The organism is Plantibacter sp. PA-3-X8 (assembly GCF_003856975.1).
Taxonomy (GTDB): Bacteria; Actinomycetota; Actinomycetes; order Actinomycetales; family Microbacteriaceae; genus Plantibacter; species Plantibacter auratus.
Genome location: NZ_CP033107.1, coordinates 3,053,908 through 3,075,511 on the forward strand (window position 1 = coordinate 3,053,908; position 21,604 = coordinate 3,075,511).

Annotated in this window: 19 protein-coding genes; 5 read left to right on the forward strand and 14 right to left on the reverse strand. The window is 67.7% G+C overall.

The window, feature by feature from the left end; all coding sequences use genetic code 11:
• Nucleotides 1–50: 50 nt before the first annotated feature.
• The 4 genes from dhaM to trpD form a co-directional block, all read right to left on the reverse strand.
• Nucleotides 51–761 (reverse strand): dihydroxyacetone kinase phosphoryl donor subunit DhaM, encoded by a 711-nt coding sequence (gene dhaM, locus EAO79_RS14415; RefSeq protein WP_124769390.1) that lies wholly within the window; start codon nt 759–761, stop codon nt 51–53.
• A complete protein-coding gene (gene dhaL, locus EAO79_RS14420; protein ID WP_124769391.1) occupies nt 758–1,399 on the reverse strand; it encodes a dihydroxyacetone kinase subunit DhaL in 642 nt (213 codons plus the stop codon). The genes dhaM and dhaL overlap by 4 nt, the downstream gene beginning before the upstream one ends.
• A gap of 4 nt (nt 1,400–1,403) precedes the next feature.
• Nucleotides 1,404–2,405: a dihydroxyacetone kinase subunit DhaK gene (gene dhaK / locus EAO79_RS14425; protein ID WP_086473766.1), complete on the reverse strand. Its 1,002-nt coding sequence runs from the start codon at nt 2,403–2,405 to the stop codon at nt 1,404–1,406.
• Nucleotides 2,406–2,521: 116 nt separating this feature from the next.
• Complete coding sequence (gene trpD, locus EAO79_RS14430) at nt 2,522–3,583, reverse strand: anthranilate phosphoribosyltransferase (protein ID WP_124769392.1); 1,062 nt, start codon at nt 3,581–3,583, stop codon at nt 2,522–2,524.
• A gap of 144 nt (nt 3,584–3,727) precedes the next feature.
• Here trpD and EAO79_RS14435 point away from each other — a divergent pair, with 144 nt between their 5' ends.
• From EAO79_RS14435 to EAO79_RS14450, 4 genes are read left to right on the forward strand one after another with little or no spacing between them, the layout of a single operon-like run.
• Nucleotides 3,728–4,396 (forward strand): heme-copper oxidase subunit III, encoded by a 669-nt coding sequence (locus tag EAO79_RS14435; protein WP_085510949.1) that lies wholly within the window; start codon nt 3,728–3,730, stop codon nt 4,394–4,396.
• 18 nt (nt 4,397–4,414) lie between these two features.
• Nucleotides 4,415–5,260: a cytochrome c gene (locus EAO79_RS14440; protein WP_064296976.1), complete on the forward strand. Its 846-nt coding sequence runs from the start codon at nt 4,415–4,417 to the stop codon at nt 5,258–5,260.
• 35 nt (nt 5,261–5,295) lie between these two features.
• On the forward strand, nt 5,296–6,381 hold the full coding sequence (locus EAO79_RS14445) for a ubiquinol-cytochrome c reductase iron-sulfur subunit (protein ID WP_085510950.1): 1,086 nt from the start codon (nt 5,296–5,298) through the stop codon (nt 6,379–6,381).
• Complete coding sequence (locus EAO79_RS14450) at nt 6,378–8,012, forward strand: ubiquinol-cytochrome c reductase cytochrome b subunit (RefSeq protein ID WP_064296978.1); 1,635 nt, start codon at nt 6,378–6,380, stop codon at nt 8,010–8,012. The genes EAO79_RS14445 and EAO79_RS14450 overlap by 4 nt, the downstream gene beginning before the upstream one ends.
• Before the next feature lie 732 nt (nt 8,013–8,744).
• Here the strand turns inward: EAO79_RS14450 and EAO79_RS14455 are convergent.
• The 6 genes from EAO79_RS14455 to EAO79_RS14480 form a co-directional block, all read right to left on the reverse strand.
• The gene (locus tag EAO79_RS14455; protein WP_085510951.1) at nt 8,745–9,197 is read right to left on the reverse strand and encodes a GNAT family N-acetyltransferase; all 453 of its coding nucleotides are present in this window, start codon (nt 9,195–9,197) and stop codon (nt 8,745–8,747) included.
• Nucleotides 9,197–9,619 carry a cytochrome c oxidase subunit 4 gene (locus tag EAO79_RS14460; protein WP_064296980.1) on the reverse strand — a complete coding sequence of 141 codons (423 nt, stop codon included), beginning with the start codon at nt 9,617–9,619 and terminating at the stop codon, nt 9,197–9,199. The genes EAO79_RS14455 and EAO79_RS14460 overlap by 1 nt, the downstream gene beginning before the upstream one ends.
• 5 nt (nt 9,620–9,624) lie before the next feature.
• Nucleotides 9,625–11,352, reverse strand: coding sequence for a cytochrome c oxidase subunit I (gene ctaD, locus EAO79_RS14465; RefSeq protein WP_064296981.1), 1,728 nt, complete (start codon nt 11,350–11,352; stop codon nt 9,625–9,627).
• Complete coding sequence (gene coxB / locus EAO79_RS14470) at nt 11,349–12,251, reverse strand: cytochrome c oxidase subunit II (RefSeq protein WP_079706003.1); 903 nt, start codon at nt 12,249–12,251, stop codon at nt 11,349–11,351. The genes ctaD and coxB overlap by 4 nt, the downstream gene beginning before the upstream one ends.
• Before the next feature lie 162 nt (nt 12,252–12,413).
• Nucleotides 12,414–12,779, reverse strand: coding sequence for an iron-sulfur cluster insertion protein ErpA (erpA, locus tag EAO79_RS14475; RefSeq protein ID WP_064296983.1), 366 nt, complete (start codon nt 12,777–12,779; stop codon nt 12,414–12,416).
• 106 nt (nt 12,780–12,885) lie between these two features.
• Nucleotides 12,886–14,331, reverse strand: coding sequence for a dipeptidase (locus EAO79_RS14480; protein ID WP_124769393.1), 1,446 nt, complete (start codon nt 14,329–14,331; stop codon nt 12,886–12,888).
• 43 nt (nt 14,332–14,374) lie between these two features.
• On the opposite strand from EAO79_RS14480, the gene EAO79_RS14485 reads away from it, so the two are divergent.
• Complete coding sequence (locus EAO79_RS14485; protein WP_064296985.1) at nt 14,375–14,974, forward strand: DUF3043 domain-containing protein; 600 nt, start codon at nt 14,375–14,377, stop codon at nt 14,972–14,974.
• A gap of 69 nt (nt 14,975–15,043) precedes the next feature.
• Here EAO79_RS14485 and EAO79_RS14490 read toward each other — a convergent pair whose 3' ends face one another.
• The 4 genes from EAO79_RS14490 to dnaE all read right to left on the reverse strand — a co-directional run bounded on the left by EAO79_RS14490 (nt 15,044) and on the right by dnaE (nt 21,463).
• Nucleotides 15,044–16,081, reverse strand: a complete 1,038-nt coding sequence (locus EAO79_RS14490) for a quinone-dependent dihydroorotate dehydrogenase (RefSeq protein ID WP_124769394.1) — start codon at nt 16,079–16,081, stop codon at nt 15,044–15,046.
• A 3-nt stretch (nt 16,082–16,084) separates the two neighbouring features.
• Entirely contained in the window at nt 16,085–16,567 is a 483-nt protein-coding gene (nrdR, locus tag EAO79_RS14495) for a transcriptional regulator NrdR (RefSeq protein WP_064296987.1), read from the reverse strand.
• The gene (gene hisD / locus EAO79_RS14500; RefSeq protein ID WP_124769395.1) at nt 16,567–17,937 is read right to left on the reverse strand and encodes a histidinol dehydrogenase; all 1,371 of its coding nucleotides are present in this window, start codon (nt 17,935–17,937) and stop codon (nt 16,567–16,569) included. Before hisD ends, nrdR begins: the two co-directional genes overlap by 1 nt.
• A gap of 61 nt (nt 17,938–17,998) precedes the next feature.
• Nucleotides 17,999–21,463 carry a DNA polymerase III subunit alpha gene (gene dnaE / locus EAO79_RS14505; protein ID WP_194718966.1) on the reverse strand — a complete coding sequence of 1,155 codons (3,465 nt, stop codon included), beginning with the start codon at nt 21,461–21,463 and terminating at the stop codon, nt 17,999–18,001.
• Nucleotides 21,464–21,604: the final 141 nt, after the last annotated feature.

Here is a 21,604-nt window from a genome sequence, read left to right on the forward strand (position 1 = left end):
CACCCCGTTGCGCACGGGGCGCCGACCTGCTTCCGCCCCGAGCGCGCCCGTCAGACCTCTCCGAAGCCGGATTCGATGAGCGACGCCAGTGCCCCGATTGCATCCTTCGCGTCCGGACCGTCCGCCTGCAGCTCCACGACCGCCCCTTTGACGAGGCCCAGTGACATGATCCCGAGCAGGCTCTTGGCGTCCTTCCCGTTCACGACCACCTTGGCCGCGAACGTGCTCGCCAGCTTCACGAACTCCGCAGCGGGTCGAGCGTGGAGCCCGTCCTTGTTCCGCAGGGTCACGGAGGCTGCGGCGTGGGACGCTGTCGGGTCGTCGGACCCACCCGCCTGAATCGCCTCGTCGGCGCCGTGCTGGGCAGGGCCACCACCGGCTGCGGACCGCGCGGCGGCCACAACCTCGTCGAGCGACGCGCCGGTCTGCGCGGCCACGGCTGCGGCGACCCCGCCTTCGACGAGCGGGGCGTCGACGATGCGTACCCGGCCCCGGACATCGTCGTCGAGGAAGTCGAGTGCCGTCTCAGCGGTGAGGATCGCCGATCCCAGATCGCACAGCACCACCACCCCGGCCCCGGAGTCCACGGAGGCGATCCCGGCGGAGACCAGCTCGAAGCTCGTGCCGATCCCTCCCTCATCGGTACCGCCGGCTGCGGCGAGGGCCGCGTCGGGCGCCATCTGCCGCGCCAAGGCGATGAGCCCCTCCGCGATCAGCGCGCTGTGCGAGACGAAGACGAGGCCGACGGCTCCCCCGCTCATGCAGCACCCTCCCCAGCGGCGGCAGCCGCCGCTTGCAGGAGATAGGAGGTGGACTGCGCCCCAGGGTCGCGGTGCCCGATGGCCCGTTCTCCGAGGTAGCTGGCGCGCCCCTTGCGGGCGACGAGCGGTTCGGTCGCGGCGGCGCCACCCCACGCGGCGTCCGCGGCTGCGGCCAGCACCCGTGCCGGCGACTCCCCCGCCGCCGCCGCGGATGCAGCGTCCACGGCGGGTGTCCACGCGTCGACCATGGTCTTGTCGCCGACCTCGGCCTTGCCACGGAGCACGATCCCGTCGCGTGCCGCCGTCAGCAGGGCGACGACGGCATCGGCGTCGAGGTCCTCCTGGCCGGCCACGGCGATCGACGCCTTGAGCAGCGCAGTGCCGTACAGGGGGCCGCTCGCGCCTCCGACGGTCGAGATGAGCGTCGTCGCGGCGAGCTTGAGGATGTCGGCGGGCGTCGCATCAGCAGGCTGCTCGTCGAGCTTCGGCAGGATCGCGGAGAACCCGCGGTCGAGGTTCTCGCCATGGTCGCCGTCCCCGATGTCGCGGTCGAGCGTGATCAGCTCCACCCGATGCTCTGCGACGACCGCCGCACTCCCCCGCATCCAGGCGATCGCCCAGGCTCCGTCCAATCCCATCCGTCTACCGTCCCCACCGGAGCGCCGCGGTCTGCACCGGGGCGTCCCACAATTCGATCAGTTCGTCGTCGAGTTTCAGGAGGGTGATCGACACACCCTGCATCTCGAGGCTGGTCGTGTAGTTCCCCACGAGCGACCGTGCCACCTCGATCCCGCGCTCCGCGAGCGCCTCGGCCACGCGGCGGAAGACGATGAAGAGCTCGACCTGCGGCGTCCCGCCCATCCCGTTCACCAGGACGAGGGCCCGCTCGCCCGGGGCGTACGGAAGGTCTTCGAGGATGGCGGCGAGCAACCGGTCGACGATCCGGTCGGCGGGCTCCAGTGGGATGCGTTCGCGGCCGGGCTCACCGTGGATCCCGATGCCGATCTCGATCTCGTCGTCGGCCAGGGTGAAACTCGGCTCGCCCGCGTGCGGGACGACGCACGGGGTGAGTGCCACACCCATCGTGCGGGTGCGCTCGTTGACCTTCGTCGCGAGGTCGGCGACCTCGTCGAGTCCTCCCCCGGCCTCGGCACGTGCGCCGGCGAGCTTCTCCACGAGGACGGTGCCGGCGACACCCCGTCGCCCCGCCGTGTAGAGCGAGTCCTTCACCGCGACGTCGTCGTCGACGATGACCGAGCGCACCTCGATGCCCTCGGCCAGCGCGAGGTCGGCCGCGGTCTCGAAGTTGAGGACGTCGCCCGTGTAGTTCTTGACGATGTGCAGGACGCCGGCACCACCGTCCACCGCCTTCGTGGCGGCGAGGATGGGGTCCGGAGTGGGCGAGGTGAACACCGGGCCGGGTACGGCGGCGTCGAGCATCCCGAATCCGACGAACCCGCCGTGGAGGGGCTCGTGCCCGCTGCCGCCGCCGCTCACGATCCCCACCTTCCCGGCGACCGGGGCATCGGCTCGGGCGATGAACACGGGGTCGAGCGACACGGTGACGAGGTCGGGGTGCGCGGCGCCGAATCCGGCCACCGCCTCGACGACGACGTCCTTGGGATCATTGATGAGCTTCTTCATTGAATCCTCCTGCAAGATCGGTTCGGGTCCGCCGACCGGGTATGCCGGCATCGGGTCTCAACCTACGCGCTGCGGCCCACCGCCGGTAGGGCCGGAAGACCCGGCCACGGCGCGGATCAGCGCGAGCCGAGCGTGCGGGTGGCGTCCACCCAGGCGTCGAGGGTCGCGGTCGCCGCACCCGAGTCGATGACGGCCGCGGCGGACACGAGTGCGGCGGCGAACCGCTCGAGGATCGGCCGCTGGGCCTGCGTCGGATCCTCCGACAGTTCGAACGCCACGATCCCGGCCGCGGCGTTCAGCAGGACGATGTCGCGGACCGGACCCTCCTCGCCGGCGAGCGTGGCGCGCACGACACCGGCATTGTGCTGGGCGTCACCGCCGATGAGATCGTCGATCGACGCACGGCGGATGCCGAGCTCCCGGGGATCCAGGTCGTGCTCGGTGACGGCTCCGCGGGTGACCTCCCAGAGGTGGCTGTGCCCTGTCGTCGTCAGTTCGTCGAGTCCGTCGTCGCCCCGGAAGACGAGGGCGGTCGCTCCGCGCGTCTGGAAGACGCCCACGAACAGCGGGATGCGGTCGGCGTGCGCGACGCCGACCGCCGACGCCTCCGGCCGGGCCGGGTTGACGAGCGGGCCCAGGAAGTTGAAGACCGTCGGCACGCCGAGCTCCGCACGGACCGGTCCAGCGTGGCCGAAACCGGGGTGGAACGCCGCCGCGTACGCGAAGGTGATGCCCGTCGACGCCAGCACCTCCCCCACCAGGTCCGTCGGCAGGGCGAGGTCGACGCCCAGCGCCGAGAGCACGTCGCTCGATCCCGAGGCGGAACTCGCCGCACGGTTGCCGTGCTTGATGACGGGGATGCCCGTCGCCGCGGCGACGATGGAGGCGGTCGTCGAGATGTTGACCGTGCCGAAGCGGTCGCCGCCGGTGCCGACGATGTCGAGGGCCCGGGACGGGGCGACGAGCGGCTTCGCGTGGTCGAGGATCGCGTCGCGGAACCCGACGATCTCGTCGACCGTCTCCCCCTTACGGCGCAACGCGATCAGGAAGCCGGCGAGCTGGGCGTCCGTCACCTGGCCGGTCATGATCCGCTCCATGGCCCACGTCGACTCCGACACACTGAGATCGGTTCCGGCGAGCAGGTCGCCGATGAGCGTCGGCCAGGTCGTGAGAGGCATGTCGACGATCTTACAAGCGCGACTCGCCGACGCCTCGAGCGGCCTGTGGAGCCGAAGATCACATGAATCCCGCAGCAGAACCGAAGATTCCGGTCAGGAAATAAGGCTAGCCTTACTGAAGCGAGCGTCCTCGCCGCCCCCGAAATGCGAAAAACCGCTCCGGCTTTCGGCCATAATGGAGGGGTGACGAGCACCTCAATCAACCTTGCGCCGAGCGCGCCCCGGATCAACCGACCGAACACGGTCGCGGTTGGAACGATCGTCTGGCTGGGCAGCGAGGTCATGTTCTTCGCCGGCCTCTTCGCGATCTACTTCACGCTGCGATCGATGGCCCCCGAGCTGTGGGCGGCCGAAGCCGGTCGCCTGAACGTCCCGTACTCGACGATCAACACGATCATCCTCGTGTCCTCGTCGTTCACGTGCCAGTTCGGCGTCTTCGCAGCGGAGCGCATGCAGCCCCGCATGACGGGCTGGAGCCCGCGCAAGTGGGGCATGGTCGAGTGGTTCTTCCTCACCTACGCCCTGGGCGCCGTGTTCGTCTCCGGCCAGATCCTCGAGTACGCGACGCTCGTCAGCGAGGGCATCTCCCTCAGCTCGAACGCGTACGGCTCGGCGTTCTACCTCACGACCGGCTTCCACGGCCTGCACGTGACCGGCGGCCTCATCGCCTTCCTCCTCGTGATCGGCCGTGCCTACGCCGTCAAACGATTCGGCCACAAGGAGGCGACGAGCGCCATCGTCGTCTCGTACTACTGGCACTTCGTCGACGTCGTGTGGATCGGCCTCTACTTCGTCATCTACATCCTGCGCTGACCCGGAATGACTGACTCCATGAAGACTGACCCCACCCAGACGACGACCACCAAGGCGTCCAAGAAGGCCGCCCGCGCCACGCGCAAGAGCGGCCGCCGCAGCCCGTTCGCCTCGGCGGCGCTGCTCGCGATCGGCCTCCTCGTGACCGGTGGCGCCTACGCAGCCGTCAGCGTCAGCACGGCCAGCGCCGAGCCCGTCGCCGCTGCCAAGTCACAGGCCTCCGTCGACGAGGGCGAGAAGCTCTTCTCCGCGAACTGCGCCACCTGCCACGGCCTCGACATGCAGGGCACGACCGCCGGACCGAGCCTCCTCGGCGTCGGTGCCGCCGCCGTCGACTTCCAGGTCGGCACCGGCCGGATGCCGCTGCAGAACCAGGGCCCGCAGGCCCCGGAGAAGCCCGTGCAGTTCACCGAGGAGCAGATCTCCTCCCTCGCGGCCTACGTCGCCTCGGTCGCACCCGGTCCGGAGATCCCCGAGGAGCAGTACCTCGACGGTGAGGGCGACGCCTCGAACGGCGCACAGCTCTTCCGCATCAACTGCGCGATGTGCCACAACGTCGCAGCCGCCGGTGGCGCCCTGACCGAGGGAAAGTACGCTCCCTCGCTCGTCGGCGTCAGCGCCGCCCACATCTACGAGGCCATGATCACCGGCCCGCAGAACATGCCCGTCTTCAACGACATGAACCTCTCCCCCGAGGACAAGCGCGACATCATCACCGCGCTCAAGTTCATGGAGAAGAACCCGTCACCGGGCGGCAACGACCTCGGCTCGCTCGGCCCCGTCTCCGAGGGCCTGTTCCTCTGGATCTTCGGCCTCGGCTCGATCGTGGCCCTCACCGTCTGGATCACCGCGAAGTCGAACTGACCGACGCGGATCGACAACACGTAAGAAGGAGCACCATGGCTCACGACAACTCGAGCGGCTCGGGTCACCCAGCCGCCGACTCGTCTGCCGATCCGTCCGCCCACGGGCAGGAGCTGCAGGTCGCGACCGGTACCGGGGTCATCTCCCGCGACGCCGTCGTCGACCCCGGCCTGCCTCCGCACCGGAAGCGCGTCACGGACCTCGACCCCAAGAAGGACAAGCGGGCCGAGCGCGCCGTCTACACCCTCTTCTACCTGTCGATCGCCGGCAGCGTCTGGGCGGTCGCCGCCTACATGGCGTTCCCGATCGAGCCCGAGGACATCGCCTCGGTCCGCCTGAACAACCTGTTCATCGGTCTCGGCATGGCGTTGGCCCTGCTCGCGATCGGTATCGGCGCCGTGCACTGGGGCAAGGCCCTCATGCACGACGAAGAGGGCATCGACTACCGCCACAAGGTCGGCGGCAACCAGGCCAGCCGCGATCGCGCGGTGGAGATCATGCACCAGGCGAACGTCGAGTCCGGCATCGGACGACGCGCGCTCATCCGCAACAGCCTCATCGGCTCCCTCATCGTCTTCCCGCTCCCGGGCATCGCGCTGTTCCGCGGTCTCGCGCCGTACGACGAAGACCCCGTCGAGCTCATGCAGCACACGATGTGGAAGGAAGGCACGCGCCTCGCCCGTGACCCTTCCGGTACGCCAATCAAGGCGTCCGACGTGACCCTCGGCAGTGCGTTCCACGTGATCCCCGAGAACCTCCACGAGGCCGATCACGTCCTCAACGAGAAGGCGAAGGCGATCGTGCTGCTCATGCGACTGAAGCCCGAAGACCTCGTCGAGGAGGAGTCCAAGAAGGACTGGTCCTACGACGGCATCGTCGCCTACTCCAAGGTGTGCACGCACGTCGGTTGCCCGGTCGCGCTCTACGAGCAGCAGACGCACCACCTCCTCTGCCCCTGCCACCAGTCGCAGTTCGATGTCACGAACCACTGCGCGGTCATCTTCGGACCGGCCGCCCGGCCGCTTCCGCAGCTGCCGATCACCGTCGACGACGAGGGCTACCTCGTCGCGCGGAGCGACTTCCACGAACCTGTCGGCCCGAGCTTCTGGGAGCGTCATTGAGCACCTCGACCGCAACACGCGCCCCTGAGCAGGCCAAGGCCGCTCCGGCGAAGAGCTCCGGTGGATTCACCGGCGCCGCAGCGAACTACCTCGAAGAGCGGACGTCCATCTCGGTCGCCGTCAAGGAGTTCGGCCGCAAGATCTTCCCCGACCACTGGTCGTTCCTCCTCGGCGAGGTGGCGCTCTACAGCTTCGTCATCATCCTGCTGTCGGGCTCCTTCCTCACCTTCTTCTTCCAGGCATCGATGGCGGAGGTCCACTACGACGGGTCCTTCGTCCCGCTGAAGAACATCGAGATGTCCGTCGCCATGGCGTCGACGCTCGACATCTCCTTCGACATCCGCGGCGGCCTCCTGATGCGTCAGGTGCACCACTGGGCGGCCCTGCTGTTCGTGGCGTCCATCGGCCTGCACATGCTGCGCATCTTCTTCACCGGTGCGTTCCGCAAGCCGCGTGAGCTGAACTGGGTGATCGGTTTCGTCCTGTTCATCCTGGCCATGGCCGAGGGCTTCACCGGGTACTCGCTGCCCGACGACCTGCTCTCCGGTAACGGTCTGCGGATCATCGACGGCATGGTCAAGGGTCTGCCCATCATCGGTACGTGGACGACCTTCCTGCTGTTCGGTGGAGAGTTCCCGGGCACCGACATCGTCGGCCGCCTCTACACGCTCCACATCCTGCTCCTGCCGGCGCTGGTGCTGCTCTTCATCGCCCTGCACCTGGTGTTCGTCGTCGTGCACAAGCACACGCAGTTCCCGGGCGCCGGTCGCACCGAGCAGAACGTGGTCGGATTCCCCGTCCTCCCCGTCTACGCGGCGAAGGCCGGTGGCTTCTTCTTCATCGTCTTCGGTGTCGTGATGCTCATCGCCTCGCTGTTCACGATCAACCCGATCTGGAACTACGGACCGTACGACCCCTCCCCGGTCTCGGCGGGTACGCAGCCTGACTGGTACATCGGGTTCGCCGACGGCGCGCTCCGACTGGTTCCGCCGCACCTCGAGTTCGTCCTCTGGGATCACACGTTCTCGTTCAACATCATCCTTCCCGTCCTCGTCCTGGGTCTGTTCATCGTCACGGTGTTCATCTACCCGTTCGTCGAGGCGTGGATCACGGGTGACAAGCGTGAGCACCACATCCTCGACCGTCCGCGCAACGCGCCGACCCGCACCGCCATCGGTGCTGCCGGTGTCACCTTCTACGCCGCCCTCTGGGCTGCTGCGAGCTCGGACATCATCGCCACCCACTTCAAGGTGACGATGGAGGGCGTGATCCACACGCTGCAGGCGATCCTCATCCTCGGACCGTTCATCGCCTACTTCATCGCGAAGCGCACCTGCCTGGCGCTGCAGAAGAAGGACCGCGAGATCCTCCTCCACGGCTACGAGACCGGGCGCATCGTCCGCCTCCCCGGTGGCGAGTTCATCGAGGTCCACGAGCCCGTCGACGAGTACGAGCGCTGGCGCCTCGCGAGCTACGACGACCACAAGCCGTTGATGATCCGTCCGAACGCCAAGGGCAAGATCACCGGTGTCCAGAAGGCTCGCGCCGCGATGTCCCGCTGGTTCTTCGAGGATCGGATCGCTCCGGTCACGAACACCGAGATCGAACGTTCCCACGGCGACCACCACTAGGCGGATCCTCTTGGAAAGCCCCGCAGTCCTCACGGACTGCGGGGCTTTCGTCGTTGCGGGCGGGGATCGCCGAATTGCGCCGCGACAAGACGCGTGCGATAGCGGACGTCCGTGCAGCCCCTCTCCCCCGTTCTCCGGGCGCCGAAGGCCGGTGCGGATGAGGTGAGCCCTTCGACAGGCTCAGGGACCCGCGTCCGCTCACCGTGGTTACCGGCATTCCTGCGCGACAGCAGACGATGTGAGCCGATCGACCTGCCCCGGGGGGCGACGTTCACGACCCAGGGTGATCGGGCCGTACTGAGGAGACACCGGACTACTGCTGCCCTTCGACGGGGCTCAGGGACCGGCCTGCATGCGCCAGGTCTCTTCGTACGCACCCTGAGTCCTTTGCAGGGGCGTGTGCCCCCCCCCCCCCCCGACAGGCTCAGGGCCAGGTTCCCCCTCTGCGCCAGGTCTCTTTGATACGCACCCTGCATCCTCTGCGGGCGCCGTCTGCCCCTCGACAGCCTCAGGGACCGGCGGGCGCCCCCCCGGTCTATCAGGCATGAGGAGGCGTCACCAGTACGGCTGCCCACCGGGAGCAGCCTCGCCGGACGGAAGGGTGACGATCACGGCCTTCGGGGCGGGTGCGCGCACCAATGCCGGCTGCTCGTTCTCCACGTCCAGGCGAGCACCAGAACACGAAAGAGCCCCCGAGCTTGGCTCGGGGGCTCTTCGATGACTCTTCGGGGATCAGCCCAGCGGGAGGATCTTCTTGTAGAACTCCGCCGTCACGTTGTAACCGAGACGACGGTAGAAGTCTCCGGCTCGAGAGGTGGACATCGTCAGCTGGCGCGCACCGCGTTCGACGGCATAGTGCTCGTTCGCCTCGACCAGGGCCGATCCGATGCCGGCGCCGCGGGCCGTCTCGTCGACGACGAGCTCCTGCAGGTGGGCGGTCAGGCCGGCCGCGTGCAGCAGCCGCGACACCGTCATCAGAGTGTATCCGACGACACGATCCGATTCGTCGACCGCGACGTACAGCACGTTGGTCTCGTCTTCACGAGGGCGCATGACGTTGTTGTACGCAGCCATGAAGTCGTCCGCAGCAGGCGGGATGGACCCCGTGATCAACTGGCCGGCCAGCGCGAAGACGGCTGAACGGTCGTCGGACTGACCACGACGGATGCTGAACGAGGCGACCATCAGCGTGCGAAGTATCCGCGGTAGTACTCGTAGTTCCAACCGACGACCGCGATGACGACCAGCGGGATGCCGATGATCGCGATCCAGAACCCGACCGCCAGACCGAGCACGAGCAGACCGCACGCACCGGCGAGGATGATGGGCCACCAGCTCCACGGGCTGAAGTGCCCGATCTCCGGGTCGCCGTCGTCGATGTTGGCCGTCAGCGTGTCCTCGGGGAGCTCGGCGCCCTGGCTCTTGTGCACCCGGCTGAGGTAGAAGCCGAGGAACGCGCTCAGGATCGCGGCAAGAGCCAGCGTGACCGTGCCGACCCATTCGACCCGGCCGTGCAGCGGGTCGACAAGCGACCACACGGTGTAGACCGCGCAGAGGAGGGCGCAGAACACCGTCAGGATCGTGAAGAGGATGATATTGGCGCGCATGGCGGCTACTTCACCTTTCCGGCGTCGATGTCGAGCGTGGGTGCGTCAGGCGCGTCCTTCGCGGGACCGACGCCGACCGGGATACCGACCTCGGGGTGGTGGAGGTCGAAGGCCGGGCGCTCCGAGCGGATGCGCGGGATGGAGACGAAGTTGTGACGCGGCGGGGGCGAGCTGGTCGCCCACTCGAGCGATCCACCGTATCCCCACGGGTCGTCCTCGGTGACTCGCGGAGCCTTCCGGATCGTGATGTACACGTTCAGGAAGAAGGGCAGCAGCGAGATGGCGAGGATGAAGGAACCCACGGTCGACAGCTGGTTCATCCAGGTAAAGCCGTCCTCAGGTGAGTACGTCGCGTAGCGGCGCGGGAACCCGATGACGCCCAGCCAGTGCTGGATGAGGAACGTCGTGTGGAAGCCGATGAAGAGCAGCCAGAAGTGCCAGTAGCCGAGCTTCTCGTTGAGCATCTTGCCAGTCCACTTCGGCCACCAGAAGTAGAAGCCGGCGAACATGGCGAACACGACCGTGCCGAACACCACGTAGTGGAAGTGCGCCACGACGAAGTAGGAGTCGGAGACGTGGAAGTCGAGCGGCGGCGAAGCGAGGATGACACCGGTGAGTCCACCGAAGACGAAGGTGATCAGGAAGCCGATCGACCAGAGCATCGGGGTCTCGAAGGTGACCGAGCCGCGCCACATCGTGCCCAGCCAGTTGAAGATCTTCACGCCGGTCGGAACCGCGATGAGCATCGTCATGAGGGCGAAGAACGGCAGGAGCACCGATCCGGTGACGTACATGTGGTGCGCCCACACGGTCACGGAGAGGGCCGCGATCGCGATCGTCGCGTAGATCAGGGTCTTGTACCCGAAGATCGGCTTGCGACTGAACACCGGGAAGATCTCGGACACGATGCCGAAGAACGGCAGCGCGATGATGTAGACCTCGGGGTGCCCGAAGAACCAGAACAGGTGCTGCCACAGGATGACACCGCCGTTGGCCGCGTCGTAGATGTGGGCGTCGAACACGCGGTCCGCTGCGAGGCCGAAGAGGGCCGCTGCGAGCACCGGGAACGCCATCAGGACGAGGATGGACGTCACGAGGACGTTCCACGTGAAGATCGGCATGCGGAACATCGTCATGCCGGGGGCGCGCATCGTGATGATCGTGGTGATGAAGTTGACACCACCGAGGATGGTCCCGAAGCCGCTGAGCGCCAGGCCGAGTACCCAGAGATTACCTCCGAGCCCTGGCGAGAACGTCGTACTCGACAGTGGCGCATAGGCGAACCAGCCGAAGGCGGCGGCACCCTGCGGGGTGAGGAAGCCACCGACGGCGATGAGGCTACCGAAGGCGTAGAGCCAGAACGCGAAGGCGTTCAGACGCGGGAACGCGACGTCCGGTGCGCCGATCTGCAGCGGCATGAGCGCGTTCGCGAACCCGGCGAAGAGCGGCGTCGCGAACATGAGGAGCATGATCGTGCCGTGCATCGTGAAGAGCTGGTTGTACTGCTCCTTCGTCTCCACGATCGTGCCGCCGGGCTCGAAGAGCTGGGCTCGGATGATGAGCGCCATCACGCCGCCGAGGCAGAAGAAGATGAACGAAGCGATCAGGTACATGTACCCGATGGTCTTGTGGTCGGTGGAGGTGATCCACTTGACCAGGATGTTGCCCTTGCGCTCGACCGAGGTGCGTCCGACGACGCTCGCCTGGCCTGCGGGAAGCGTGGTGGAGGTCATTCCCCGTCTCCGTGCTCTTCGAGACCTGCCGGCGCCTTGGTGCCGGGGAGGTTGCTGTTGCGATCGTATTCCGTGCCGTAGTCGCCGATGTTGCCCGACTCGGCCAGGTCTTCGAGGTGCTTGTCGTACTCGGCCTGCGAGACGACCTTCACGTTGAAGAGCATGAGCGAGTGGTACTCGCCACAGAGCTCGGCGCACTTGCCGGCGTACGTGCCCTCGCGCTCAGGGGTGAAGGACATGTAGTTCGTCTTGCCCGGGATCATGTCCTTCTTGTAGAGGAAGTCGATGACCCAGAAGGAGTGGATGACGTCGCGCGACTGCAGCGCGATCTTCACCGTCTTGCCGACGGGCAGGTAGAGCGTGGGAAGTGCGTCCTGGTCGATGACGCCACCGGGCTTCTCATCGGCCTGCACGCCCGCGGTCCAGACGTCCTGGCCGTTGACGGCCTCGTCGTACACGAAGTCCCACGCCCACTGCTTCGCGAAGACCTCGATGGCCACGTCGGGATCCTCGTACTGGGTCTCGATCGCGTTCTGGTCGCGCGCCGTGAAGGCGAAGAAGCCGAGGACCAGGATGAGCGGGACGATCGTGTAGAAGATCTCGATCGGCATGTTGTACCGCAGCTGGACCGGGAGACCGGTCTGCCCCTTGCGGCGTCGGTACACGATGACGGCCCAGATGATGAGCCCCCACGTGATGACACCGACTGCGAGCAGCACCAGCCATGCCGTCACCCACAGGCCCGCGATGCGGTCCGTGTGGTTCGTGACGGGAGATTCGCCCTCGACGAATCCCGGCAGGTAACCATGCAGTTCCGCCTGCGTACAACCCGCCAGGACTATGGCGAGTGTGGCTGCGACCGGAATGGCAGCCCATCTGAGACGACGAGTCGAGCGCACCTCTGAAACCTTTCGAATACACACCTGTGGATCGCCCCCCAGTCTAGTGGGGATGGGCGGTGAACGCCGGACCATTCGCGTCCGCGGTGCGGGATCGTGACCGGAATGACGAAGGGGAAACCACCCGGGACCGGGTAATTTCCCCTTCAGGAAGAATCTGGCTCAGTGGAAGCTGTCGCCGCAGGCACAGCTGCCCTCGGCGTTGGGGTTGTCGATGGTGAACCCCTGCTTCTGGATGGTGTCCTCGAAGTCGATCTTGGCGCCGTCGAGGTAGGGGACGCTCATCTTGTCGACGATGACCTCGACGCCGTCGAAGTCGACCGTGGCGTCGCCGTCGAGCATGCGCTCGTCGAAGTACAGCTGGTAGATGAGGCCCGAGCATCCACCCGGCTGGACGGCCACGCGGAGACGGAGGTCGTCGCGACCCTCCTGCTCGAGGAGGCTCTTAACCTTCTGCGCCGCCGTGTCGGACAGGCCGACGCCGTGAGCCGCGTCGATCTTGGTCTCGGTCAGGATGGTGTCGCTCATGATGCTCCTCGCGAGGTCTGGCGGCGCCGGGTCGACGCCTGTGTGAGATTCTACCGCCTGACGCGCCGGACGCACCCCGTGGTTCCGGCGGCGCGTCCGGCGCCGACTACGCGTCGGAGGACGGGCGGGGTGTGGCCGCCAGGCGGGCGAGGAGCACCGCCTCCGTGAGGATCGCCTTCTGGAAGACGCCGAGGTGCAGCGACTCGTTCGGGCTGTGGGCGCGCGAGTGCGGGTCTTCGACACCGGTGACGAGGATCTGGGCGTCCGGGAAGACCCGGACGAGGTCGGCGATGAACGGGATCGATCCGCCGACACCCGTCTCGACCGGCTCGACCTCCCAGGCGTCGGCCATGGCGCGCTTCGCCTCCGCGACGGCCCAACCACTCGTGTCCACGAGGAACGGGCTCCCCTGGTCGACCTCGTCGATCGTCAGCTGCGCGCCGAACGGGCTGTTGGCGAGGAGGTGGGCCTCGAGTGCACGGTAGGCCTCGGCCGGATCCTGCCCGGGGGCGATCCGCGCACTGATGCGCACCGACACCTCCGGGATGAGCGTGTTCGAGGCGTTGGCCACCGACGGTGCGTCGATGCCCGTGACGGTGATCGCGGGCTGCGACCAGATCCGGCTGAGGATGGAGCCGCGTCCGATGGGCGAGACCCCCTCGGACAGACCTGACTCGGCGCGGAGCTGCGCCTCGTCGAACTCCGGGGTCACGGCGTCGTGCGAGGTGAGTCCGTCGACCGCCACCGAACCGTCGGCGTCCCACAGGGTCGCGAGCAGGGTGACCGTGGCCAGCATCGCGTCCGGCACCGCTCCACCGAGCATCCCGGAGTGGGAGGCGTGGTCGAGGGTCTTCACACGCAGCCGGAAGGTGACGTTGCCGCGCAGACCGATCGTCAGCGCCGGCGTCCGCTCGTCCCAGTTGTCGCTGTCGGCGACGACGATCACGTCCGCCGCGAGGGTGTCGCGGTGCTCCTCCAGGAAGGAGCCGAAGGACCGCGAGCCGAACTCCTCCTCCCCCTCGATGAACAGCACGATACCGAGGTCGAGGTCGGAGCCGAGGACCTCGGTGACGGCTCGGATCGCGGCGATGTGGGACATGACGCCGGCCTTGTCGTCAGCCGCGCCCCGTCCGTAGATACGGCCGTCGCGGACGGTCGGCTCGAACGGCGGCGAGTCCCACTTGTCGTCGCTTCCGGGGGGCTGGACGTCGTGGTGCGCGTAGAGCAGCACGGTCGGTCGGCCGTTCCGTGGTTCGCGGCGGGCCAGCACGGCGGGCTGTCCGAGCTCCGCTCCGCCGTCGATGGCGGACCGGCGCACCGAGACCTCGTCGAAGACGCCGAGACCGCGGGCGAGCTCCGCGACCGCCTCGGCACTCCGCGCCACCTCGGCCGCGTCGAACGCCGACCACGACACCGAGGGGATGCGGACGAGCGCCGACAGATCGGCGATCGACGACGGCAACGCACCGGCGACGGATTCGCGCAGTCGATCGAGGACTTCCTGGTCGTTGCGTGGGTCTTGGGTCGATTCCGTCGTGGTACCTGTCGTCATGCGAGTAATCTTAAGGGAATCCCCGAATCAAGGACGTTCCATCGTGGCCAAACAGCAGAGCACCCCGGCATCAGAGCCGATCGTCGAGACCGCAGCGCAGACGGCTGAGCGCCTCGCCCGCGGCGCCAAGGAGGCGAAGGGTCGACCGACCCCGTCCCGGGCGGAACGCGAGGCGCAGAACAAGCGTCCACTCGTCCCCTCCGACCGCAAGGAGGCCTCGAAGGCGGCGAAGGCGCAGCAGGCCGAGGCACGGCGGCGGGCGCAGGCCGGCATGGCCGCCGGCGACGACAAGTTCCTCCCGGCACGCGAGCGCGGCCCGCAGAAGAAGTTCGTCCGCGACTACGTCGACGCCCGGTTCAACATCGGCGAGTTCATGATCCCGGTGATGTTCCTCGTGATCATCCTCACCTTCATGCCGGTGCCCGAGATCCAGGTCTACGGCATGCTCACCCTCTGGGTGTTCTTCATCATCGCGATCGCCGACTGCTTCTTCCTCGGCTTCCGCGTCCGGAAAGCGCTGCGGGCGAAGTTCGGGCAGGACGAGCGTGGCGTGCGCTGGTACGCCGCCATGCGCGCGCTGCAGCTGCGCCCGCTCCGTCTGCCGAAGCCGCAGGTCAAGCGCGGCCAGTTCCCCAACAAGTAGTCCCACGAAACCGAACGCCCGCCGGTCCCAGACCGGCGGGCGTTCGTCGTCGACGGCGTGTGACGATGCTCAGCGGCCGGTTCGGGCCAGTCGGTCGAGCCCGCGGTTGATGTGCCGCGCCCAGAGCGGCCCACGGTAGAGGAACGCCGTGTAGCCCTGCACCAGCGTGGCTCCTGCGTCCAAGCGTTCCTGCACGTCTTCGGCAGTGTCGACGCCTCCGACCGAGATGACGCACAGCTCCGGGGGCACGATCGCCCGGATGCGCCGCAGGACGTCGAGCGAGCGAGCCGCAAGCGGCGCACCGGACAGCCCACCGGCTCCGGCCGCCTCGACGACGGCGGGATCGGTGGCCAGGCCGTCGCGAGAGATGGTCGTGTTCGTCGCGATGACACCGTCCAGGCCGAGTTCCACGACCAGCTCTGCGATGCGGTCGACCTCCGCATCGCTGAGGTCGGGCGCGATCTTGACGAGCAACGGCGTGGATCCGGCGGCCGCACGGACGGCTTCGAGCAGCGGCGCGAGCTGGTCGAGCTCCTGGAGGCCGCGGAGCCCCGGGGTGTTCGGCGAGCTGACGTTGACGACGAGGTAGTCGGCCACGGGCGAGAGGAGCGTCGCGCTCCGGACGTAGTCGGCCGTGGCGTCGGCGACGTCCACGACACGGCTCTTGCCGATGTTCACGCCGAGGACGGGTCGGTGGCTCACCCGCGCGGTCCGTTCGAGCCGACGCCTGGCCTGGTCGGCTCCCCCGTTGTTGAAGCCCATGCGGTTGACGACCGCCCGATCGGCGATGAGTCGGAACAATCGGGGCTTGGGATTGCCCGGCTGCGGAATCGCCGTGATCGTGCCCACCTCGACATGGCCGAACCCGAGGAGTCCGAGGCCGAGGACGCCCTTGCCGTCCTTGTCGAAGCCGGCGGCGACACCGAACGGGGTCTCGAACCGCAGCCCCAGCGTCTCCACCGACTGGTCGAGTCGCGGTGCCGTCCAGCGTCTGATGACGGGGCCGAGGCCGGTGGCGGGAAGCGAACGGATGACGTCGAAGGCCAGGTGGTGTGCGCGTTCGGGATCGAGCTTGGACAGCACCTGGGCGAAGAGGAAGCGGTACACGGCTCAGAGCTCCTCGGACGGCACGGGGGCGGCACCGGAAGCGTGCTCGACGCGGAGCAGCGCGATCGCGGACTCGAAGTCGTCGAGCGATTCGAAGGCCTGGTAGACACTGGCGAAGCGGAGGTACGCGACCTCGTCCAACTCACGCAACGGCGCGAGGATCGCCAGACCGATGTCGTTCGCGTCGATCTGCGACGCGCCGGTGGCGCGGATGGACTCCTCCACCCGCTGAGCCAGGACGGCGAGGTCGGAGTCCGTCACCGGGCGGCCCTGGCAGGCCTTGCGGACACCGCTCACGACCTTCTCCCGGCTGAAGGGCTCCACCACGCCGGAACGTTTGATCACGCCGAGACTCGAGGTCTCCATGGTGCTGAAGCGCCTCCCGCACTCGGGGCACTGCCGGCGTCGGCGGATGGCGAGTCCGTCGTCGCTGGTGCGCGAGTCGATCACACGGGAATCCGGGTGGCGGCAGAACGGGCAGTACATCAGCGGGCTCCCTCGGGGGCGGTGGGGGCGGTGGTGTCGTCCGCCGCACGGATCTCGGCATCGACGGGCCCGAAGCGGGCCGACACCGCCTCGCCGTGCGCCGGCAGGTCCTCCGAGCCTGAGAGAGCGACGATGTGGGCCGAGACCTGACGGAGCGCCGGTTCGTCGTACCGGACGACCTGCTGCGGCCGGAGGAAGGTGAACGCTCCGAGGCCCGAGGAGAATCGTGCCTGACCGCCCGTCGGGAGGACGTGGTTCGACCCGGCCAGGTAGTCTCCGAGGCTCACCGGGGTGTGGTCGCCGAGGAAGATCGCGCCGGCGTTGGTGATGGCGCCGAGGAGCGACTCCGGGTCGCGGGTCTGCACCTCGAGGTGCTCGGGCCCGTACGCGTTGCTGAACGCCACGGCCGCCTCGAGGTCGTCGACGAGCACGATCGCCGACTGCGGCCCGCCCAGGGCCTCGACGACGCGCGCTCCATGACGTGTGCCTGCGGCGTACCGCTGCAGCCACTCCTCCACCGCGGTGGCGAGCGCCGCACTGTCGGTGACGAGCAGCGATGCCGCCGCCTCGTCGTGTTCCGCCTGGCTGACGAGGTCGGCTGCGACGAGCCGGGCATCGGCCCCGGCGTCCGCGATGACCAGGATCTCGGTGGTCCCGGCTTCGGCGTCGATCCCCACCTGCCCCTTCACGAGGCGCTTGGCGGCCGCCACGAAGATGTTGCCCGGGCCGGTCACGACGTCGACCGGGTCGAGGGCGAGGTCTGGTACTCCGTAGGCGAACGCACCGATCGCTCCGGCGCCGCCCATGGCGTAGACCTCGGTCACCCCGAGCAGCCCGGCGGCGCCGAGGATCGTCGGGTGGACGCGGCCGCCGAACTCGCGCTGCGGGGGCGAAGCGAGCGCCACGGAACCGACGCCGGCCTCCTGGGCCGGCACGACGTTCATGACGACACTCGAGGGGTAGACGGCCTTCCCGCCCGGGACGTAGAGGCCGACGCGACCGACCGGGGCCCAGCGCTGCACGACGGTCGCGCCGTCGCCGAGTTCGGTCGTACGCTCCGGCGGGACCTGCGCTCTCGTGGCGGTCCGGACCCGGTCGATGGCCTCCACGAGCGCGGCGCGCACGGCCGGCTCGAGTGCCGTGACGGCGGCGTCGATCTCGGCCTGTGGGACGCGGATCCGCTCAGGGCGTCCCCCGTCGAACCGGTCTGCCTGCGCTGAGAGCGCCTCGGAACCGTCCGCTCGGACGTCGTCGATCAACGCCTGAGCGGCGTGCGCTGCCGCGGTGATGTCGACGACGGGACGGGGCAGCATGTCCAGGAGCTCGGTGCGGCTCGGCCGCACTCCCCTGAGGTCAATGGTGGTGATCATGGCCGTCACAGCCTATCGTCCGCAGCGGTCCGTCCCGGCTGCCGCCCGCGCCCGAGCGGGGTCAGCCGAGACAGTTCGGGCCGAGCAGGGACTTCAGCTCGCCGAAGAGTCCGGACGAGAGACTGACGCGATGGGGCAGCTCGAACACCCGCGCGATCTCGCCTCGGATGAGCTTCAATCGGACCTCGGTCGACCCAGCGTGCCGCGTCAACACATCGCTGAGCGTGGTCACCGTCTCGGTCGTCGCCCGGGCGTCCGCCATCGACAGCTGGAGCATGCGATCGGCACCGGCCTCGGGCAGTTCGGGCGAGAAGATGCTGTACGCGTGGAGGTTCATCCCGTCGTCTCGGACACTGACCCGTCCGCGAACCACCACGATCGAGTCGCCGACGAGTTCGGATGCGAACTCCTGGTACGCCTTGCCCATGAACATGGCGGTCATCTCGCCGCCGAAGTCCTCGACCTGGATCATGCCGTACTGGTTGCCGGAGGCCTTGGCGATCCGGTGCTGGACACTCGTGACGAGCCCCGAGATCACGACGGTCTCGCCGTCCATGCCCTCGGAGGTCATGAGGTCGGTGATGGTCGTCGTGGCGTGCTTCGCCAACTCGATCTCGAGTCCGGCCAGCGGGTGGTCCGAGACGTACAGCCCCAGCATCTCCCGTTCGAAGTTGAGTTTGTCGCGCTTGCTCCAGTCAGGACGCGCGGGGACGCTCGCGAGCGGCACTTCGCCGACCTCGGCGAACAGGCTGTCGAAGTCGAAGCCGATGCTCCCGGACGCCTCGGCACGCTTGTCCTTCACGACCGAGTCGACGGCGTCCTCGTGGATCTCGTAGAGCGCACGTCTGCTGTCGCCCATGGAGTCGAACGCGCCGGCCTTGATGAGCGACTCGATGGTCCGCTTGTTCGCCACCGGCAGCGGCACCTTGCGGAGGAAGTCGTGGAAGGAGGTGAACCTGCCCTCGCGCTCGCGTGCCTGCCGGATGAGTTCCACGACGTTCGATCCGACGTTGCGGACGGCACCCAGACCGAACCGGATGTCCTCCCCGACTGCGGCGAAGAACCCGATGGACTCGTTGACGTCGGGCGGCAGGACCTGGATCCCCATTCGGCGGCACTCGTTGAGGTAGAGCGCCATCTTGTCCTTGGAGTCGCCGACACTCGTCAGCAGACCGGCCATGTACTCGGCCGGGTAGTGCGCCTTGAGGTACGCCGTCCAGTAGGAGATGACCCCGTAGGCGGCGGAGTGCGCTTTGTTGAACGCGTAGTCCGAGAACGGGAGGAGGATCTCCCACAGCTTGTTGACGGCCTCCATCGAGAAGCCGTTCGCGACCATGCCGCCGGAGAAGCCCTCGAACTGCTTGTCCAGTTCGGACTTCTTCTTCTTGCCCATCGCACGACGGAGGATGTCGGCCTGCCCGAGGGAGAAGCCGGCGACCTTCTGCGCGATCGCCATCACCTGCTCCTGGTAGATGATGAGGCCGTAGCTCGTCGACAGGATCTCGGAGAGCGGCTCCTCGAGCTGCGGGTGGATCGGGGTGATCTCCTGGAGGCCGTTCTTCCGCAGCGCGTAGTTCGTGTGCGAGTTCGCGCCCATCGGCCCTGGCCGGTACAGCGCGATCAGCGCCGAGATGTCCTCGAAGTTGTCGGGTTTCATGAGGCGCAGCAGCGCGCGCATCGGTCCGCCGTCGAGCTGGAACACCCCGAGGGTGTCGCCTCGGGACAGGAGTTCGTACGCACCGCGGTCGTCGAGTTCGAGGTCTTCGAGGACGAGTTCGATGTCGCGGTTGCTCTTGATGTTGTCGAGGGCGTCGTTGATGATCGTCAGGTTGCGCAACCCGAGGAAGTCCATCTTGATCAATCCGAGGGACTCGCACGCCGGGTAGTCGAACTGCGTGACGATCTGGCCGTCCTGCTCGCGCTTCATGATCGGGATGATGTCGATGAGCGGGTCGCTCGACATGATCACGCCGGCCGCGTGGACACCCCACTGGCGCTTCAGGTTCTCGATGCCGAGCGCGGTCTCGAAGACGGTCCGCGCTTCCGGGTCGGTGTCGAGGATGCCACGGAGGTCGACCGCCTCCTTGTACCGCGGGTGCTTGGTGTCGAGGATGCCCTCGAGCGGGATGTCCTTGCCCATGACCGCCGGCGGCATGGCCTTCGTCAGTTTGTCGCCCATGCCGAACGGGAAGCCGAGGACGCGCGACGAGTCCTTGAGCGCCTGCTTGGCCTTGATGGTGCCGTAGGTGACGATCTGCGCGACGCGCTCGTCGCCGTACTTCTCGGTGACGTACTTGATGACCTCGCCGCGGCGGCGGTCGTCGAAGTCGACGTCGAAGTCGGGCATCGACACGCGGTCGGGGTTGAGGAACCGCTCGAAGATGAGCCCGTGGCGGAGCGGGTCGAGGTCGGTGATCTGCATAGCGTACGCGGCCATGGAGCCCGCACCGGAACCACGACCGGGACCGACGCGGATGCCGTTGCGCTTCGACCACTGGATGAAGTCGGCGACGACGAGGAAGTACCCGGGGAAACCCATCTGCACGATGACGCGCGTCTCGTAGTTCGCCCGTTCCCGGACGTCGGCTGGGATCCCGTTCGGGTACCGCAGGTTCAGCCCGGTCTCGACCTCCTTGATGAACCAGCTCTCCTCGTTCTCGCCCTCCGGCACGGGGAACCGCGGCATGTAGTTGGCCGAGGTGTCGAAGGCGACGTCGCACCGCTCCGCGATCGCGAGGGTGTTGTCGCACGCCTCGGGGTACTCGCGGAACAGTCGGCGCATCTCGTCCGCGGACTTCAGGTAGAACTCGTCCGCGTCGAACTTGAACCGGTTCGGGTCGTTGAGGGTGGAGCCGGACTGCACGCAGAGGAGGGCGGCGTGGGCTTTGGCGTCCGCGGCGTGCGTGTAGTGGAGGTCGTTCGTCGCGAGGAGCGGGAGACCGAGGTCTTTGGACAGCCTGATGAGGTCGGCCATGATCCTGCGCTCGATCCCGAGCCCGTGGTCCATGATCTCGCAGAAGTAGTTCTCCGCGCCGAAGATGTCGCGGAAGTCCGCCGCGGCCTTGACCGCCTCGTCGTATTGACCGAGACGGAGTCTCGTCTGCACCTCGCCGCTCGGGCAGCCGGTCGTCGCGATGAGGCCGGCGCTGTACTGGCTCAGGATCTCGCGGTCCATGCGTGGCTTGAAGTAGTACCCCTCGATCGACGCCTTCGACGAGAGCCGGAAGAGGTTATGCATCCCCTCGGTGGTCTCCGAGAGCAAGGTCATGTGGGTGTAGGCGCCGGCGCCGGAGACGTCGTCTCCCCCGCCGTCGCCCCACTTGATCCTCGTCCGGTCGCCGCGCGCGGTCCCCGGGGTGATGTACGCCTCGGTGCCGATGATCGGCTTGATACCGGCATCGGTCGCCGTGCGCCAGAAGTCGAAGGCGCCGAACATGTTGCCGTGGTCGGTCACGGCGACGGCGGGCATCCCCTGCTCGACCGCGGCCTGGATGAGCGGCTTCACGCGGGCTGCTCCGTCGAGCATCGAGTACTCGCTGTGGACGTGCAGATGGACGAACGAATCGGTGGACGTGGGCACGGACGGCGCCTCCGGGGATCGTGCTGTGGGGTTCGGCGCGGACGCCGAGGTGGTCTGTGATCCAGCCTAACCGTCACCGCCGACGGT